This is a genomic window from Stenotrophomonas sp. STEN054 (assembly GCF_056854535.1).
Genome location: NZ_JBXFWG010000006.1, coordinates 82653 through 100514, shown reverse-complemented (window position 1 = coordinate 100514; position 17862 = coordinate 82653). Strand labels below are relative to the sequence as shown.

The following is a 17862-nucleotide window of genomic DNA, read 5'->3' as shown; positions in this document are numbered from 1 at the left end:
ACTGAATCGCCTTCACCCCATCCACGCGTGGCGTGGATCTACTCCCCATCCACGCGTGGCGTGGATCTACTGGACGGTTTTGTGCGCTGCCGCTAGCCTGCGTGCATGAACCAGACTCCCCTGCGATTGCTCATCCATGGCGCTTCCGGGCGCATGGGCCAGGCCCTGCTGCGCCTGGCTGCCGAACACCCCGAAACCCTGCAGGTCGTGGCCGCCGTGACCGGGCGCGCACCGGCCCAGCGCGTCATCGAGGGCGTGCCGTACTTCGCCGCCAGCGAGCTGGCAGGCGCGCCGGCGTTCGACGTGGCCATCGACTTCAGCCTGCCTGAGGGGTTCGACCCGATGCTGGCGCTGTGCGTGGAGCGCGGTGCGGGCCTGGTGTCCGGCACCACCGGCATTTCCAGCGTGCAGCGGCAGTCGCTGGAGGCGGCCGCGGGTGCCATTCCGCTGGTCTGGGCGTCGAACTTCAGCCTGGGCGTGGCGGTGCTGGATGAACTGGTCGAGCGCGCTGCACAGGCGCTGGCCGGCTGGGACTGCGATGTGGTCGAGTCGCACCACACGCAGAAGAAGGATGCGCCGTCGGGCACCGCGCTGACCCTGGGCGCGGCCGCGCAGCGGGGTGGGGCGGAGCCGCACTACGCCAGCCTGCGGGCCGGCGACATCGTCGGCGAGCACCTGGTGCAGTTCACCGGGCTGGGCGAGCGCATCGAACTGGTGCACCGTGCGACCAACCGCGACATCTTCGCCCGCGGTGCGCTGTTTGCCGCCCGCCAGCTGCAGGGGCGGGCGCCGGGCAGCTACCGGGTGCGGGACCTGCTGGACGATCCCCGTTGATTGGTATCGCCGGGCCACGCCCGGCCGCCTCGTCAGTTCCGCCGGGCATGGCCCGGCGCTACCGCAGATGGCGCGCATACGCTGCCGGATTGAAATGAATACGCAACCGCCTGTTCATAAAGCGATATAACCGCTGGCGCGAGCGCCCCGGCAGCGCTACAATTCGCACTCGCCGAATCACGAAAGCCGGACCGGTCCCAGACCGTACGTCCGCGCTTTTTTGCAACCGGATTTCCGTGAAGCGCAGGCGTGACTTCGGCAGCCCCCTCGGTAGCCAAAGTGAGATTTCCGTGACCCAAGCCGCAATCCTCGTCCTCGAAGACGGCACCGTATTCGAGGGCGAATCCGTAGGCGCGCCCGGCCTGTCCGTCGGTGAGGTGGTGTTCAACACCGCCATGACCGGGTACCAGGAAGTGTTGACCGACCCGTCCTACGCCCGGCAGATGGTCACGCTGACCTATCCGCATATCGGCAACACCGGCATGACCGACCAGGACAATGAAGCGTCCAAGGTGTGGTCGGCCGGCCTGATCGTGCGCGACGTGCCGCGCCGTCCCAGCAACTGGCGCAGCCAGGTGTCGCTGCAGGACTGGCTGATCCAGCGTGGCGTGGTCGCCATCGCCGGCATCGACACCCGCAAGCTGACCCGCATCCTGCGCGAGAAGGGCGCGCAGAACGGTGCGCTGATGGCCGGCGACATCGACGTGGAAAAGGCATTGGAAGCCGCCCGCAAGTTCCCGGGGCTGAAGGGCATGGATCTGGCCAAGGTCGTCACTACCGAGAAGACCTACACCTGGACCGAAGGCCAGCTGGACCTGGACGCCAATGCGTTCGTCAGCGTGCCGGCCAGGTTCAAGGTCGTGGCCTACGACTTCGGCGTGAAGACCAACATCCTGCGCATGCTCGCCGAGCGCGGCTGCGCAGTGACCGTGGTGCCGGCGCAGACCCCGGCTGCCGAGGTGCTGGCGCTGAAGCCGGACGGCGTGTTCCTGTCCAACGGTCCGGGTGACCCGGAACCGTGCGACTACGCCATCGAAGCGATCAAGACCTTCATCGACGTGAAGATCCCGACCTTCGGCATCTGCCTGGGCCACCAGCTGCTGGGCCTGGCCTCGGGCGCCAAGACCATGAAGATGGGTCACGGCCACCACGGTGCCAACCATCCGGTGCAGGACCTGGACGACGGCCGGGTGATGATCACCTCGCAGAACCACGGCTTCGCGGTCGACGAATCGACCCTGCCGGCAACCCTGCGCGTGACCCACCGTTCGCTGTTCGACGGCACCAACCAGGGCATCGCCCGCACCGACGTGCCGGCGTTCTCGTTCCAGGGCCACCCGGAAGCGTCGCCCGGCCCGACCGATGTCGGTCCGCTGTTCGACCGTTTCGTGGCCCTGATGGAACAGAGCAAGGCGTGATCAGTACGCCGCCGGCTTGCCGGTGGCGTCGCGATGGACCGTAAGCCCCCGCATCGCTGCTGCCCCTTGCGCGGCGCTGCGGATCAAGATTCCTGATCGACAGCGTGCGATCACCCCCCTTGTCACGCTGTACTGACTTAGAGAAGAAAATGCCCAAGCGCACTGACCTCAAGACCATCCTCATCATCGGTGCTGGCCCGATCGTCATCGGCCAGGCCTGCGAGTTCGACTACTCCGGCGCCCAGGCCTGCAAGGCCCTGCGTGATGAGGGTTACCGCGTGGTGCTGGTCAACAGCAACCCGGCCACCATCATGACCGACCCGGAGATGGCCGACGCCGTCTACATCGAGCCGATCAACTGGCAGACGGTCGAGAAGATCATCGCCAAGGAAAAGCCCGATGCACTGCTGCCGACCATGGGTGGCCAGACCGCGCTGAACTGCGCGCTGGACCTGGCCGACAACGGCGTGCTGGAGAAGTACAACGTCGAACTGATCGGCGCCAAGCGCGAAGCAATCCGCATGGCTGAAGACCGCGAGCTGTTCCGCGTCGCCATGGGTGAGATCGGCCTGGAGTGCCCGACCGCCGCCGTCGCCCACACCCTGGACGAAGCGCTGGAGATCCAGACCCGCGTCGGCTACCCGACCATCATCCGCCCGAGCTTCACCCTGGGCGGCAGCGGTGGCGGCATCGCCTACAACCGCGAAGAGCTGGTCGACATCGTCAGCCGCGGCCTGGAGCTGTCGCCGACCACCGAAGTGCTGGTCGAAGAGTCGGTGCTGGGCTGGAAGGAGTTCGAGATGGAAGTGGTCCGCGATACCGCGGACAACTGCATCATCGTCTGCTCGATCGAGAACCTGGATCCGATGGGCGTGCACACCGGTGACTCGATCACCGTGGCCCCGGCGCAGACCCTGACCGACAAGGAATACCAGCGCCTGCGTGATGCCTCCATCGCCGTGCTGCGCAAGATCGGCGTCGACACCGGTGGCTCGAACGTGCAGTTCGGCATCAACCCGACCACCGGCCGCGTCGTCGTCATCGAAATGAACCCGCGCGTGTCGCGTTCCTCGGCGCTGGCCTCCAAGGCCACCGGCTTCCCGATCGCCAAGGTTGCCGCCAAGCTGGCCGTGGGTTACACCCTGGACGAACTGAAGAACGAAATCACCGGCGGTCTGACCCCGGCCTCGTTCGAGCCGTCGATCGACTACGTCGTCACCAAGATTCCGCGCTTCGCCTTCGAGAAGTTCCCGGCCGCCGATGCCCGCCTGACCACCCAGATGAAGTCGGTGGGCGAGGTGATGGCGATGGGCCGTACCTTCCAGGAGTCGATGCAGAAGGCCCTGCGTGGACTGGAAACCGGCAAGGTCGGCTTCGACCCGACCGGCCTGGACCTGGCCAATGAAGACGACCTGCAGACCCTGCGTCGCGAGCTGAAGGCCCCGGGCCCGGAGCGTCTGTTCTACGTGGCCGATGCGTTCCGCGCCGGCATGAGCGTGGAAGAAGTCTACGCGCTGTCCTTCATCGACCATTGGTTCCTGGACCAGATCGAAGAAATCATCGCGGCCGAAGCTGAAGTCGCTGCCGGTGGCATCGATGCACTGGATGCCGCGCGCCTGCGCAAGCTGAAGCGTGCCGGCTTCTCCGATGCCCGCCTGGCCCAGCTGACCGGCACCAACGAAGCGGCCATCCGCGCGCTGCGTCGTGCCCACAAGGTGCGCCCGGTCTACAAGCGCGTCGATTCCTGTGCCGGTGAGTTCTCCACCGGTACCGCCTACCTGTACTCGACCTACGAGGACGATTGCGAGGCCGCGCCGACCAACCGCAACAAGATCATGATCCTCGGCGGTGGCCCGAACCGCATCGGCCAAGGCATCGAGTTCGACTACTGCTGCGTGCACGCGGCACTGGCGCTGCGCGAGGATGGTTTTGAAACCATCATGGTCAACTGCAACCCGGAAACCGTGTCGACCGACTACGACACCTCCGATCGCCTGTACTTCGAACCGCTGACCCTGGAAGACGTGCTGGAAATCGTCGAACTGGAACAGCCCAAGGGCGTGATCGTGCAGTACGGCGGCCAGACCCCGCTGAAGCTGGCGCGCGCGCTGGAAGCCAACGGCGTGCCGGTGATCGGCACCAGCCCGGATTCGATCGATCTGGCCGAAGACCGCGAGCGCTTCCAGCAGCTGGTCGATTCGCTGAAGCTGAAGCAGCCGCCGAACCGCATCGCCCGCAACGACCAGGAAGCCCTGCTTCTGGCCCGCGAGATCGGCTACCCGCTGGTGGTGCGCCCGAGCTACGTGCTGGGCGGCCGTGCGATGGAAATCGTCTACGGCGAATCCGACCTGGCCCGCTACGTGCGCGACGCGGTGAAGGTGTCCAACGATTCGCCGGTGCTGCTGGACCGCTTCCTGGACAACGCCGTGGAAGTGGACGTGGACATCATCGCCGACAAGGATGGCAACGTCCTGATCGGCGGCGTGATGGAGCACATCGAAGAAGCCGGCGTGCACTCCGGTGACTCGTCGTGCTCGCTGCCGCCGTACTCGCTGTCGGCCAAGACCCAGACCGAGCTGCGCCGCCAGGTGGTGGAGCTGGCCAAGGCCCTGAACGTGGTCGGCCTGATGAACACCCAGTTCGCCATCCAGACCAACGACGATGGCGATGACACCATCTACCTGCTGGAAGTGAACCCGCGCGCCTCGCGTACCGTGCCGTTCGTGTCCAAGGCCACCGGCATGGCGCTGGCCAAGATCGCCGCGCGCTGCATGGCCGGCAAGACCCTGGCCGAGCAGGGCGCGACCGAAGAGATCGTGCCGGACTACTACTCGGTGAAGGAAGCGATCTTCCCGTTCGCCAAGTTCCAGGGCGTCGACCCGATCCTCGGGCCGGAAATGCGTTCCACCGGGGAAGTGATGGGCGTCGGCCGCACCTTCAACGCCGCCTTCGCGCGTGCGCAGGAAGCGGGCGGCATCAAGGCCCCGCCGGTCGGCAAGGCCTTCGTCTCGGTGCGTGACCCGGACAAGAAGCGCGTGCTGCCGGTGGCCAAGGCCCTGCTGGCACGTGGCTACAGCCTGGTTGCTACCCGTGGTACCGCCGCGTGGCTGCAGCAGCACGGCATGGACTGCGAGATCATCAACAAGGTGGTCGAAGGTCGTCCGCACATCGTCGACTCGATCAAGAACGGCGAGATCGTCTACATCGTCAACACGACCGAAGGCCGTGCTGCGATCAACGACTCGTTCTCGATCCGTCGCGAGGCGCTGCAGCACCGCGTCACCTATTCGACCACCATTGCCGGCGCCAAGGCGCTGGTGGATTCACTGGAATTCCGTGGCACCGGCCCCGTCTGGTCGCTGCAGGAGCTGCACAAGGAGTTGAATGCATGAGAGCCCCCATCACGATGAAGGGCGCGCAGAAGCTGCGCGATGAACTGGATCACCTGAAGTCGGTCAAGCGCCCGAAGGTGATCGCCGCGATCGCTGAAGCGCGTGAGCACGGCGATCTGAAGGAAAACGCCGAGTACCACGCCGCGCGCGAGGAACAGGGCTTCATCGAAGGCCGCATCAAGCAGCTGGAAGGCGAGCTGTCGCACGCCGAGATCATCGACGTGAGCAAGCTCAATGCCGGCTCCAAGGTGGTGTTCGGCGCCAGCGTGACCCTGGCCGACGTGGAAACCGACGAAGAGAAGAAGTACCAGATCGTCGGTGACCTGGAAGCGGACATCAAGCTGGGCCTGATCGCCATTTCCTCGCCGGTGGCGCGCGCGATGATCGGCAAGCTGGAAGGCGATTCGATCGTGATCGACGCCCCGGCCGGCCAGCGCGAGTACGAGATCGTCAGCGTCAGCTACGTGGCCTGACCGGGTGGCAACGGCGACCCTGTTGTTGCCGGCACGCAGCCGCTTTGCAGCGGCTGCACTGCCAGACGAGGTGGCGCGCGCCCTGGGCCGCGCCACCGCCGTGCAGCGGGATGCGGGTGAACGCGCCCAGCTGCAGCGCCACTTCACCGTGGCAGCGCCGCACTGGCCGGTCGCCGCACTGACCCGCCAGCGCGATGTCGGCGACGCCGCCGGCGCGTGCTGGCTGCGCGCCGATCCGGCCTGCATGGTGCCGGACATGCACGGTGCGCGGATGATGGGCCACGGCGAGACGCTGCGGCCGACCCTGGCCGACAGCCTTGCACTGCTGCCGGTGCTGCAGCCGTTGTTCGCCGATGCCGGCTTCGTGCTGGATGCACCGGACCCGGCGCGCTGGTACCTGCGCCTGCCGATCGACATCGACCTGCCGACCTTCGACAGCCCTGAGGACGTCCTGGGCGATGACCTGTTCTCACACCTGCCTGAAGGCGAGGCCGGTCGTCGCTGGCGTGCCTTGATGACCGAGGCGCAGGTGCTGCTGCACAACCATTCGTGGAACCAGCAGCGTGCCGCACAGGGCCAGCAGCCGATCAATTCGCTGTGGTTCTGGGGCGGCGGAGTGATGCCGGTCTCGGTGACCACGCCGCACGTGCAGGTACGCAGCCGCGACGCCCTGCTGCAGGGCCTGGCCCAGGCTGCCGGCGTATCGGTGGATGGCGAGCAGTCCGTCGATGCCCTGGTCGACCTGCGCCAGCTGCGTTCGCTGCAGCAGCTGGGCAACGATGCCATCCGCCCGCTGCTGGTGGCCCTGCAGCGCGGTGAGCTGCAACGCCTGGTGCTGGATTTCGAAGACGGCCTGCAGTTCCAGCTGGAAAAGCGCCAGCGCTGGCAGTTCTGGAAAAAGCCCCGCCAGCTGCACGATTGAGCGGGGTCGGATCCTGGGGCCATCCACGCACGGCGTGGATCTACTGTAGAGCCGAGCCATGCTCGGCTCATTTCATTTCACCGTGCTGACCACCGTCGGCAGCTGCCAATGCCCGCCTGCCACGCCACGGCACTGCCCGGTAGTGAATTCGCTGCTTTTGACGAATCGCGCGCCATCCCAGGTCCAGTCGTGGCCGGAGAAGCAGTCGCCGATCCCGCGCCCACGGAAGCGTCCGCGCAGCGTGGCGTCATCGCGACCGAAGTCCTCTGCATCGGAGGTCACGAACTTCGCCTGGTAAGGCGCTTTGTCCTGCACCACCCAGTAGCCGCTGCTGAAGTTGTAGGCCCCCATGAAGCAGCTGGTGCTGGCCAACACGTGCCCGGCGTCCAGTCGCTGGATCTCGATCTCATCCTTCTCGCCCTCGCTCAGGCGTGTGCACTCGTCGGGATTCGGCAGGCTGGCGATCAACGCCTTGAGCAACGCCGGCACCTTGGCCAGCGCGGCATCCGTACCGCGCGGGGCCACCAGTCTGCCGCGCACGATCACCGGCACCGGCAGTGCCGCGGGCACGCCTGCTTCGGCCTTGTCACCGCGCCGCACCAGCGCGCCGGGCGTGCCCAGCCGACCCTGCGCCTCATCCATCTTCAGCAGCACGGCCGTGGCGCCGCTGTCGGAGATCGGCCACGCCTTGTCCTTGCCGTCGATGATCTCGATGCGCGCCTTGCGGGGCAGGGCGGCGAGCAGGGCATCGGTCTGCGCCTGCTTCAACAGCACCTTCTCGGCGTCACCGGTGTCCTGCACGGAACCCAGGTCCTTGCCATTCAGGCGCAGGCGCAGCGCGCCGGTCGGCATCGCGCTTTCACCATCCTCGCCATTGCGCAGGCGCGCGATCACCGGAGCATTCGGGCCACCTGGGCGCTCCAGCATCAGGCTGAGCAGGTTGGCGGGCTCTTCCGGGCTGTAGCCCGCGGCGCGGCAGGTGCGGGTGTTGTCGCAGGCCAGCGACCAGTCGTTGTGCTGGAATTCGACACCGGCCTTCGGCTCGGGCGTGGCGGCGTGGGCGGCCGGGGCGAGGGCGAGGGCCAGGAACAAAGTGCGGCGCATGGGCAGAAACCCGTTTCGGGGCCGGCAAGCATGAAAGATGTGGCGGAGAAATCCAAATGCCTGGGCTGGGGTCGGATCCCTCTGCCTGCAGAGGGCTCTGACCCCATCTCCGGCCCCGCGCTATCATGGTGACGTCTTCCGCAACCCGGCGATGCCGATGTCCCTTGCCGCCGATGCTGCGCTGCCCGTGTCCGATACCCCGATGATCCTGCGTCGCGAGCCGGTGCGGCCTGGTGCGTGGCCCGACGGCACACTGCCGTTGCTGGCCCGCCTCTACGCAAGCCGCGGCGCGACCACGCCGGAACTGGCGCTGCCACGGCTGGGCAACCTGCATGCGCCTGAGCTGCTGACCGGCATCGATGCGGCGGTCGCGCTGCTGATCGAGGCCATCGCCAACGACAAGCGCATCCTGGTGGTGGGCGATTTCGACTGCGATGGCGCGACCGCCTGTGCGGTCGGCGTGCGCGGCCTGCGCATGCTCGGCGCACAGCATGTGTTCCATGCCGTGCCCAACCGCATGGTGCACGGCTACGGTCTGTCGCCCTCGCTGGTGGAGGAGCTGGCCGAACTGCAGCCGGACCTGCTGGTCACCGTCGACCATGGCATTGCCTGCCATGCCGGCGTCAACGCCGCCAAGGCGCGCGGTTGGCAGGTGCTGGTCACCGACCACCATCTGCCGGGGCCGCAGCTGCCGCTGGCCGATGTCATCGTCGACCCGAATCTGGAAGGCGACGGCTTCCCCAGCAAGTCGCTGGCCGGTGTCGGCGTCATCTTCTACGTGCTGATGGCCCTGCGCCGGCAGATGCGCGAAGCCGGTGTGTTCGCCGATGGCAAGGGCCCGGACCTGACCACGCTGCTGGATCTGGTGGCGGTCGGTACCGTCGCCGATCTGGTGGTGCTGGATGCCAACAACCGCGCCCTGGTCAGCGCCGGCCTGCGTCGGCTGCGCGCCGGCCATGCCTGCGTCGGCCTGAAGGCGCTGATAGAAGCCAGCGGTCGTGATGCCGCACGACTGACGGCCACCGACATCGGTTTCGCGCTCGGCCCGCGCCTCAATGCGGCCGGCCGCCTCGAGGACATGGCCCTGGGCATCGCCCTGCTGCTCACTGAGGACCCGCGCCAGGCCCGCGACATTGCCCAGACCCTGGAGCAGATCAACGCCGAGCGCCGTGCCGTGCAGCAGTCGATGACCGACGACGCCGAGCAGGCATTGTCGCGCGTGGTGCTGCAGTCCGAGGGCGAGCGGCCGGTGGCGGCCTGCCTGTTTGATGCCGACTGGCACCCCGGCGTGGTCGGCCTGGTCGCATCGAAGATGAAGGACCGCCTGCATCGCCCGGTGATCGCCTTCGCACCGGCCGAGCCGGGTGCGGATACCTTGCGCGGATCGGCCCGTTCCATTCCGGGCCTGCATATCCGTGATGCGCTGGCGCTGGTTGATGCGCGCCATCCCGGCCTGGTCGAGCGCTTCGGCGGCCACGCGATGGCCGCCGGCCTGAGCATGCGCCTGGAGCATCTGCCCGCGTTCGAGGCCGCCTTCGTCGCCATCGTGCAGGAAGTGCTGGACCCGGCCGCGCTTCAGCAGCATGTGCTCAGCGACGGCGAACTGGGCGTGCACGAACTCGACCACCGCCATGCCGACGCCCTGCGCCTGGCCGGCCCCTGGGGGCAGGGCTTCCCCGAGCCGCTGTTTGACGGCCATTTCGAAGTGGCCAACTGGCGCGTGCTGAAGGAGCGCCACCTGAAGCTGGAACTGCGCCTGCCCGGCCTGCCGGGCACGGTCAACGCCATCCACTTCGGCGGCTGGCACGGCAATGCACCCAGCCGCCACGTACACCTGGCCTACCGCCTGGCCTGCGATGATTACCGTGGCGGCACCGCGATCCAGCTGATCATCGAGCACTGCCTTCCCGCGTGAAGAAAAGGGGGACGGAGGGGATCAAGTTGTTTGTGCCACGAACGACTTATTCCCCTCCGTGCCCTTTTCAACCCCACCTGCCGTGCTGGCGCGTTGAACCGTCCACGATCCCACTGGAGCCGTGCCATGGTCTTTGCCCGCTGTGCCCCCCTGATCCTGCTGGTGCTGGCGGCCTGGCCCGTTGATGCGCAGTCGCCCCGCCACGCGCGACCGCAGGCCAGCACGCCGCTGCTGATCGCGCCGGCCGCCGAACAGCCGATCCAACTGCGCGAGGCGCGCATCGAAGGCGAGGTCCAGGCGGGCATCGCGCAGGCCCGCATCACCCTGGAGTTCCACAATCCCAACAACCGCGTGCTGGAAGGCGAGCTGCAGTTCCCGCTGGGGGATGGCCAGCAGATCAGCGGCTTCGCGCTGGACATCAATGGTGAGCTGCGCGAGGCGGTGCCGGTGCCGAAGGATCGCGGCCGCCAGGTCTTCGAGGAGATCGCGCGCCGCGGTGTCGACCCGGGCCTGCTGGAACAGACGGCGGGCAACCAGTTCCGCCTGCGCGTGTATCCGCTGCCGGCCGGCGGCAGCCGCCGCGTACAGTTGGTGGTGCGTGAGCCGCTGGCTTACGCCGAAAAGGGCTGGCAATGGTCGTTGCCGTTGCAGTTCGCTGCAGGCGCAGCCTCGGTGAAGCTGGATCTGCAGGCGGCAGGCGCTGCGACCACCGGCAAAGCACCGTTCGCCCTGCAGGGCGGGCAGCTGCACTGGCAGGGGCGTGGCGCACAACTGCCTGCACAGCTGCAATGGACCCTGCCCGCGTTGCGCCAGTCGCAGGTGCATGTGGCGGAGTGGCAGGACGGACACTACCTGCTGGCCCAGTTGCCGGTCCCCGCTGACCGTGCGCCGCGCACGGTGCCGAGCGACGTCGGCCTGCTCTGGGATGGCTCCGGTTCGGCTGGACAGCGCGACCGCACACGTGAGTTCGCGCTGCTGGATCGCTACTTCGCGGCCATGGGTGAGGGCAGCGTCGTGCTGACCGTGCTGCGCGACCGCCCCGAGGCCGAGCGGCGGTTCCGCATCCGCAAGGGCGACTGGAGCGCGCTGCGCCAGGCGCTGCAACAGGTTCGGCCGGACGGCGCCAGCGCGCTGGCCAACTGGCAGCCGCAGCCCGGCGTCAAGGAATACCTGCTGGTCAGTGATGGCCTGCTGACTTACGGCCCGGAAGCACTGCCGACGCTTGCCGCTGGCCAGCGCCTGTTCGCGGTCAGCAGTGCCGGCGCGCGCACGGATGTCACCCGTCTGCGTGGCTGGAGCGAGGCCCACGGCGGCCGTTTCGTGGCGCTGGGCGATGACGCGGCGGCTGCGGCGCGCGAACTGCTGTCGGCACCGCTGGACATCCAGATCGACGCCGGGCGTGGCATGCAGGACGTGGTGATCGATCGCCGCAGCGAAGGGCAGGGATGGCTGTGGTTGCATGCGCGCCTGGCGGCCGAGGGCGTGCCGATGCGCGTGCGCGTCGATGGGGCCCAATGGCAGGCCCTGCCGCCGACCACCCGCAGCGACGATGGCGACCTGCTGGCGGGTCTGTGGGCGCAGGCGCGCCTGCAGCAGCTGGCCGTGGACCGCCGCAGCAACCGTGAAGCGATGCAGCGCCTGTCGCAGCAGTTCGGGCTGGTGGGCCCGGATACCTCGCTGATCGTGCTGGAAACCCTGCAGGACTACCTGCGCTACGCGATCCGCCCGGCCGGTGCGCTGCGCGCCGACTATGACCGCATGTTCGCCCGCCAGGTCGCCGACCGTGCGGCCGAAGACCGCCGCCGGCTCGACAAGGTGGCCGCGCAGTGGAAGGAGCGCCAGCAGTGGTGGAGCCGCAGCTGGCCGAAGCAGGCGCCGCCGTCTGCGGCGAAGGAGATCCTCCACGACCCATCGGTCGCAAGCGCCCCGATGGCCCTGCTCGCCGCGCCCGCACCGGCGGCGCCTGCGCCGCCGCCCGCGCCCATGGTGGCCGCCGAATCGCGGATGGAGACCGCCCGCGCACGCCGTCAGGCTCCGGCGGCCGCCACATTCCTGGATGCCATCGCGGTGACCGGGTCGGCGATCAAGGATGCGGCAGGGCCTGCGAACGACGGCCAGCTCGGCATCCAGCTGGCCGCATGGCAGCCGGACTCGCCGGCGGCCCGTCGCCTGCGCCAGGGGCCGCCCGCCCAGCTGTATGACCGCTACCTGGCCGAGCGTGCAGCGCATGCCGACAGCAGCGCGTTCTTCCTGGACGTTGCCGATCTGCTGCTGCAGCAGAACCAGCGCGATCTGGCGCTGCGCGTGCTGTCCAACCTGGCCGAGATGGACCTGGACAACCGCCACCTGCTGCGCGTGCTGGGCTACCGGTTGCTGCAGGCCGACGCGCCCGCGCTGGCGGTTCCGGTGTTCGAACAGGTGCTCGCGATGGGCCAGGAGGAACCTCAGAGCTTCCGCGACCTCGGCCTGGCGCTGGCCGCGGCCGGCAAGCCGCAGCAGGCGCTGGAGCCGCTGTACCAGGTGGTGGTGCGTCCGTGGGATGGCCGCTTCGATGGCATCGCGCTGATCGCGCTGGATGAGCTGACCAACCTGGTGTCACGCAGCCGGCCGCAGCTCGATACCCGTGGCATCGATCCACGCCTGCTGCAGGCCATGCCGCTGGACCTGCGCGTGGTGCTGGCCTGGGATGCCGACAACAGCGACATGGACCTGTGGGTGACCGACCCCAACGGCGAGCGCGCGTACTACGGCAACCGGCTGACCTACCAGGGCGGGCAGATGTCGCAGGACTTCACCGGTGGCTACGGGCCCGAGCAGTTTTCGCTGCGCGATGCCAAGCCCGGCAGGTACAAGGTGGAAGCCAACTACTTTGGCAGCCGCCAGCAGCTGGTGACTGGCGCGACCACCCTGATGCTGCGGCTGACCACGCATTGGGGCACGCCTCAGCAGCAGGACCAGATGGTCACCATGCGCCTGCAGAATCGCGCCGAGACCGTGCTGGTGGGCGAGTTCGAAGTCCAGTAGAGCCACGCCATGCGTGGCTGAGTGGAATCCTCCGCGTCCGCTGGGCCTGGCCCGGCGTTGCTTCGCCGGCTTATCCACGCATGGCGTGGATCTACTGAACGGGGCGGCGCTGGCGCGAAATCCGCCGCGCCAATGCCACGCCACCGCCGAGGATCAGCAGCGTACCGACGGTGTGCCACAGCAGCTCGGTGATCGGCGCATCCAGCAGCGGAATTCTGTAGGCCAGCCATTCGATGGCCGGCCGCGCGAGCAGATAGACCGCCACCACGCCCAGCACTCTCAGCACCCGTTGCACTACGCCCTGCGGATCTGCCGGCCAGCCGCGCCACTGCAGCCACGCCACCAGCAGGGCGAGTGCGAGCAGGCGCGAGGCTTCACCCAGCGGCACCAGGGGCGTCCACAACGAGGCCCACGCCAAGGCTACGCCCAGCCCCAGCAGTACCGGCAGCTGCCAGCGCCGTGCGCCTCGCAGTCCCGGCATCAACTGCCAAGCCACCAGCGCGACGCCGAGGCCTATCAACCAACCGGCCAGTACATCGGCCAGGAAGTGCCGGCCCAGATACATGCGCGAGATCGCCATCAGCAGGGGCCAGCCCAGCACCAGTGTCCAGCGCAGCCAGCGCCTGCGGATGCCGAAGGCCAGCAGCACGCCCAGGCAGGCGGCCGTGGCCACGCCCACGTGGCCACTGTTGAAGCCATAGTCGGCATCGGGCTGTGCCCGCAGCATCGCCGTGGCCTGCGGATCGGGCAGCGACCAGAAGGTACGTCCTCCTCCATCGACCACGAACGGGTGCGACGGCTCACCCTTGTCCAGCACCGCCGCATCCACGTCGGACGGGCGGGGCAGGGCGGCGCTCTGTTTGACCGCATGCGTGGCACAGGCCATCAGCAGGACCGCCAACATCACGCTCAGTCCTGCGCGCAGGCGTACCCCGAAGGCGCAGACAAGGATCAGCGCGGTATAGGCCATTTCATAGCCAAGCAGGCTGATGAACTGCATCACCGCCAGCACCCAGCTGGCGTCGAAGGTGTGCTGCAGCCACAGGTGCCATTGGGTCTGGAACATCCGTTGTCCTCATTGTCGGGTTGGCAACCCTGTCGTGTAGAGCCGAGCCGATGCTCGGCTCACGGCAATAACAGCCGAGTGTGGACTCGGCTCTACACCGGCGCAACGCGTACCACGGGCAGTGCAGGCGACCCGGCACGCAGCCCGAACAGCGGGCGCAGCCAGCGCACGCGGCTGATCAGCAGTTCGTGGATCAGCAGGCAGCCGACAACGGTGCCGGCCACCAGCAGGGCGGGTTCCAGCCAGGGGCCGAGCTGCAGCGGGCGCAGTGCATACAGCAGTGCGATCAGCACAGTCTGGTGCAGGATGTACCAGCTGAACACCGCTTCCCGGCAATAGCCCAGGCCTGGCCACGGGCGGGACAGCAGGACCCGGGCCCAGCCGAACAGGGCCAGCAGCATGCACCAGGTATAGAGCGCTCGGCCGATGCGTTCGGTCTGGCCCCACGGCAATGCCAGTACCCAGGCGTCGACGTCGCCGACGTGCGGCAGCCGGGCCAATGCGCGTATGCCCAGTTCCAGGCACAGCCCCAGCGCGGCCAGCGCCAGGGTCAGCCGGCGTCCGTGGACCAGCAGCCCCCAGCCGCGCTGCCAGCGCGCGGCCAGGAAGCCGCCCAGGAACAGCGGCAGCGACTCGGCATGCACATAGGCGTCGTTCACCAGCGCATGGGTCGGCGGCCAGTGCGGCAGCACGACCAGCAGTGCCCAGGTCAGCCAGGTCACCGGCAGTACCACCAGCATCCCGCCCAGCAGGCGGTCACTCAGAGGCCACGTGGGCAGCACCTTGCGCAGCGGCCGCAGCAGGCTGGCAAACCCCACCGCCAGCACCGTGTAGGGCAGCAGGTAGGCCAGGTACCAGAGGTGGTTCCAGGTAAAGCCGAACTCGGCGCCGGTGAAATGTGCGCCAGGCCATGGTTTGAACTGCCAGTAGCGCCACAGGAACCGGACGAGGCCCGGCGCCACATCACCCTTGTCCAGGGCTTCGTAGTAGGCCTGCAGGGACACCACCGCGACGATGCCAAACAGCAATGGCAGGAAGAGGCGCCAACAGCGGCGCAGCGTGTTGCGCACACGTCCATGCTCCGGCAGTGACAGGCCCAGGGCGATGCCACTGATGGCGAACAGCAGCGGCATCCGCCATCGGTTCATCGCGATCATCGGCCATTGCAGCCATTCGGCGGTGTAAGTGCTCTTGAGGTGGAAATCCCACCCGGCCACATAGGCCATGGCGGCGTGGTAGACGATCAGCAGCGCAAAGGCGGCGATGCGAAGGGTGTCCAGATCGTGGCGACGGTGCATGGGCGGCGGGCATCGGAAAGAAGCTGCAGCGTCCGCCTGCCAGGCCCGGATCACCAGCGGGAGGGGCGCAATGGCGGCCGCGCTGGGGCCAATGGTGGGGTGGCAGGGACCAATGGCGGATGCGCGCAGGGCCGGATGGGCAACAATGGCGGCATGGAAAATGGAGATCCGGCGGCATTGTCCGTCCCGGTTGCAGAGCGTCCGCACCGCCCAGGACTGACCGCCGTGTTCTGGGCGGTGCTGTTCCTGGGTACTGCGGTCGCCAACGTGCTGGTGAAGTGGATGCGGGCGTTGCGTGACGGCGAGGCCTTCCCGGCGGGGGCAACCTCGATCGAGGAGCTCAGCAGTGCGCTGGCCAGCCTCGGCCTGCTGGTCCTGCTGCATGCCGCAGCACGGCGCTGGCCCCTCCATGCCGACACCTGGCGGCGCCGGATCGGCCTCTATGTGCTGGGTGGCATTGCCTGGTGGCTGCTGCACGTCAGCGCCATGGTCCTGCTGCGCAAGCTGGCCTTTGCCGTGATCGGCCAGCACTACATCTATGGCGACTGGCCAGCGCAGTGGTTCTACGAGTTCTTCAAGGACGTGCAGACCTACAGCCTGCTGGTGGTGGCCGTGCACGCGGTGGCCTGGTTCGGTCGCCAGCGCCAGGGCGAGGCGCACCTGCTGGCGCCGCCCGACGACGGCCCGCCGGTCGAACCGGTCGAGCGCCCGCAGCACTTCCTGGTGCGCAAGCTCGGCAAGGAGTTCCTGGTGGCCACCGGTGATGTCGAGTACGCCCAGGCCGCCGGCAACTACGTGAACCTGCGGGTGCGCGGCCACGATTACCCGCTGCGCATCACCATGGCGGTGCTGGAGCAGCGACTGGACCCGGCCGTGTTCCTGCGCCCGCACCGCAGCTGGCTGATCCACCGCGGGCAGCTGCGCTCGATCGAGCCGCTGGACGGCGGTGAGGCCCTGCTGCACATGGCTGACGGGGCGAAGGTGCCGTGCAGCCGGCGGCAGCTGCCGCTGCTACGGCAGGCGCTGGGCGGAGCCGGTGGGGCCGGTCGGTAGAGTCGACTGTCAGTCGACTAACGCGCGCAGCGCGGGCTTCCGCCCCACCTGAACGGAGAGCAGTCGACTGACAGTCGACTCTACCCTCCCGCCCCCTCATGCCGGGAACCCCGGCCTGCGGTATCATTGGCAGTCATCTATTTAGTGCATAACCGCCGACATGATCGAACTGAATCCTGTCCGCCAGCGCATCACCGATCTGACCGATCGTGTGGTGTCGCTCAGGGGGTATCTTTGACTACGACGCCAAGAAAGAGCGTCTCGAAGAAGTAACCCGGGAGCTGGAAAGCCCCGACGTCTGGAACAATGCCGAATACGCGCAGAACCTGGGCCGTGAACGCTCCAGCCTGGAGAAGACCGTGGGCGGCATCGCCGCGGTGCTCGACGGCCTGACCGACGCGACCGAGCTGCTGGAACTGGCTGAATCCGAACAGGACGAAGATACCGCCCTGGCCGTGGTGGCCGATCTGGACAAGCACCAGGCGCACGTCGAGAAGCTGGAGTTCCAGCGCATGTTCTCCGGCGAGATGGACAATGCCGCCGCGTTCGTCGACATCCAGGCCGGTGCCGGTGGTACCGAAGCGCAGGACTGGGCGGAAATCCTGCTGCGCATGTACCTGCGCTGGTGCGAATCGCGCGGCTGGAAGACCGAGCTGATGGAAGTGTCCGGCGGCGACGTGGCCGGCATCAAGTCGGCGACGCTGCGCGTGGAAGGCGACTATGCCTACGGCTGGCTGAAGACCGAGACCGGCGTGCACCGCCTGGTGCGCAAGTCGCCGTTCGACTCGGACAACCGCCGCCACACCAGCTTCACCTCGGTGTTCGTGTCGCCGGAAATCGATGACAACATCGATATCACCATCAACCCGGCCGACCTGCGTACCGACGTGTACCGTTCGTCCGGTGCCGGTGGCCAGCACGTGAACAAGACCGAGTCGGCGGTGCGCATCACCCACATCCCGACCAACATCGTCGTGGCCTGCCAGACCGGCCGCAGCCAGCACCAGAACCGCGACAACGCGATGAAGATGCTGGCTGCCAAGCTGTACGAGCTGGAAATCCAGAAGCGCAACGCCGAGAAGGACGCGGTGGAAGCCACCAAGTCCGACATCGGCTGGGGCAGCCAGATCCGCAACTACGTGCTCGACCAGAGCCGAATCAAGGACCTGCGCACCGGCATCGAACGTTCGGACACGCAGAAGGTGCTTGACGGTGACTTGGACGAGTTCGTCGAGGCCAGCCTGAAGGCCGGCCTGGCCGTGGGTTCCAAGCGCATCGATGCCTGATCCACGCGCCTGCGCGGATGTCATCGCCCTCGTGCGCCATGCCGAGGGCGGCTGAAACGCCTTTCTGTAGAGCCAAG

At 67.7% G+C, this 17862-nt stretch carries 12 protein-coding genes; 9 read left to right on the top strand and 3 right to left on the bottom strand.

The genetic code is table 11. The features are described from left to right. The first annotated feature begins 105 nt into the window (after positions 1-105). The 5 genes from dapB (at position 106) to AC1VXD_RS03845 (ending at position 7039) form a co-directional block, all read left to right on the top strand. Positions 106-834 (top strand): 4-hydroxy-tetrahydrodipicolinate reductase, encoded by a 729-nt coding sequence (gene dapB, locus AC1VXD_RS03865; protein ID WP_482990917.1) that lies wholly within the window; start codon positions 106-108, stop codon positions 832-834. A gap of 290 nt (positions 835-1124) precedes the next feature. Continuing rightward, the gene (gene carA, locus AC1VXD_RS03860; protein ID WP_482990916.1) at positions 1125-2252 is read left to right on the top strand and encodes a glutamine-hydrolyzing carbamoyl-phosphate synthase small subunit; all 1128 of its coding nucleotides are present in this window, start codon (positions 1125-1127) and stop codon (positions 2250-2252) included. A 149-nt stretch (positions 2253-2401) separates the two neighbouring features. After that, positions 2402-5644: a carbamoyl-phosphate synthase large subunit gene (gene carB / locus AC1VXD_RS03855; protein WP_482990915.1), complete on the top strand. Its 3243-nt coding sequence runs from the start codon at positions 2402-2404 to the stop codon at positions 5642-5644. 8 nt (positions 5645-5652) lie between these two features. Further along, a complete protein-coding gene (gene greA / locus AC1VXD_RS03850) occupies positions 5653-6117 on the top strand; it encodes a transcription elongation factor GreA (protein ID WP_481562401.1) in 465 nt (154 codons plus the stop codon). 4 nt (positions 6118-6121) lie between these two features. Continuing rightward, entirely contained in the window at positions 6122-7039 is a 918-nt protein-coding gene (locus tag AC1VXD_RS03845) for a phosphoglycerate mutase (RefSeq protein ID WP_482990914.1), read from the top strand. A gap of 72 nt (positions 7040-7111) precedes the next feature. On the opposite strand, the gene AC1VXD_RS03840 is transcribed toward AC1VXD_RS03845, so the two are convergent. Next, positions 7112-8143: a DUF1176 domain-containing protein gene (locus tag AC1VXD_RS03840; protein WP_482990913.1), complete on the bottom strand. Its 1032-nt coding sequence runs from the start codon at positions 8141-8143 to the stop codon at positions 7112-7114. A gap of 157 nt (positions 8144-8300) precedes the next feature. On the opposite strand from AC1VXD_RS03840, the gene recJ reads away from it, so the two are divergent. Together recJ and AC1VXD_RS03830 are read left to right on the top strand one after the other, a co-directional pair. After that, positions 8301-10058, top strand: a complete 1758-nt coding sequence (gene recJ, locus AC1VXD_RS03835) for a single-stranded-DNA-specific exonuclease RecJ (RefSeq protein WP_482990912.1) — start codon at positions 8301-8303, stop codon at positions 10056-10058. Positions 10059-10184: 126 nt separating this feature from the next. Next, positions 10185-13082 (top strand): VIT domain-containing protein, encoded by a 2898-nt coding sequence (locus AC1VXD_RS03830; protein WP_482990911.1) that lies wholly within the window; start codon positions 10185-10187, stop codon positions 13080-13082. 91 nt (positions 13083-13173) lie between these two features. Here AC1VXD_RS03830 and AC1VXD_RS03825 read toward each other — a convergent pair whose 3' ends face one another. Both AC1VXD_RS03825 and AC1VXD_RS03820 read right to left on the bottom strand, forming a co-directional pair. Next, positions 13174-14148 (bottom strand): phosphatase PAP2 family protein, encoded by a 975-nt coding sequence (locus AC1VXD_RS03825; RefSeq protein WP_482990910.1) that lies wholly within the window; start codon positions 14146-14148, stop codon positions 13174-13176. A 92-nt stretch (positions 14149-14240) separates the two neighbouring features. Continuing rightward, complete coding sequence (locus AC1VXD_RS03820; protein WP_482990909.1) at positions 14241-15446, bottom strand: acyltransferase family protein; 1206 nt, start codon at positions 15444-15446, stop codon at positions 14241-14243. Between the two features lie 135 nt (positions 15447-15581). Here AC1VXD_RS03820 and AC1VXD_RS03815 point away from each other — a divergent pair, with 135 nt between their 5' ends. Both AC1VXD_RS03815 and prfB read left to right on the top strand, forming a co-directional pair. After that, positions 15582-16499, top strand: coding sequence for a LytTR family DNA-binding domain-containing protein (locus tag AC1VXD_RS03815; RefSeq protein WP_482990908.1), 918 nt, complete (start codon positions 15582-15584; stop codon positions 16497-16499). A gap of 160 nt (positions 16500-16659) precedes the next feature. Beyond that, positions 16660-17785 (top strand): peptide chain release factor 2 gene (gene prfB, locus AC1VXD_RS03810; protein ID WP_108768747.1). Its coding sequence is split into 2 segments (ribosomal slippage): positions 16660-16734 and positions 16736-17785, totalling 1125 coding nucleotides; the frame shifts between segments, so codons are not numbered across the junction. The last annotated feature ends 77 nt before the right edge of the window (positions 17786-17862 follow it).

Coding starts and splice junctions, on each gene's coding strand:
- dapB (WP_482990917.1), top strand. CDS start 106: ATGAACCAGACTCCCCTGCGATTGCTCATCCATGGCGCTTCCGGGCGC.
- carB (WP_482990915.1), top strand. CDS start 2,402: ATGCCCAAGCGCACTGACCTCAAGACCATCCTCATCATCGGTGCTGGC.
- AC1VXD_RS03840 (WP_482990913.1), bottom strand. CDS start 8,143: ATGCGCCGCACTTTGTTCCTGGCCCTCGCCCTCGCCCCGGCCGCCCAC.
- recJ (WP_482990912.1), top strand. CDS start 8,301: ATGTCCCTTGCCGCCGATGCTGCGCTGCCCGTGTCCGATACCCCGATG.
- AC1VXD_RS03830 (WP_482990911.1), top strand. CDS start 10,185: ATGGTCTTTGCCCGCTGTGCCCCCCTGATCCTGCTGGTGCTGGCGGCC.
- AC1VXD_RS03825 (WP_482990910.1), bottom strand. CDS start 14,148: ATGTTCCAGACCCAATGGCACCTGTGGCTGCAGCACACCTTCGACGCC.
- AC1VXD_RS03820 (WP_482990909.1), bottom strand. CDS start 15,446: ATGCACCGTCGCCACGATCTGGACACCCTTCGCATCGCCGCCTTTGCG.
- AC1VXD_RS03815 (WP_482990908.1), top strand. CDS start 15,582: ATGGGCAACAATGGCGGCATGGAAAATGGAGATCCGGCGGCATTGTCC.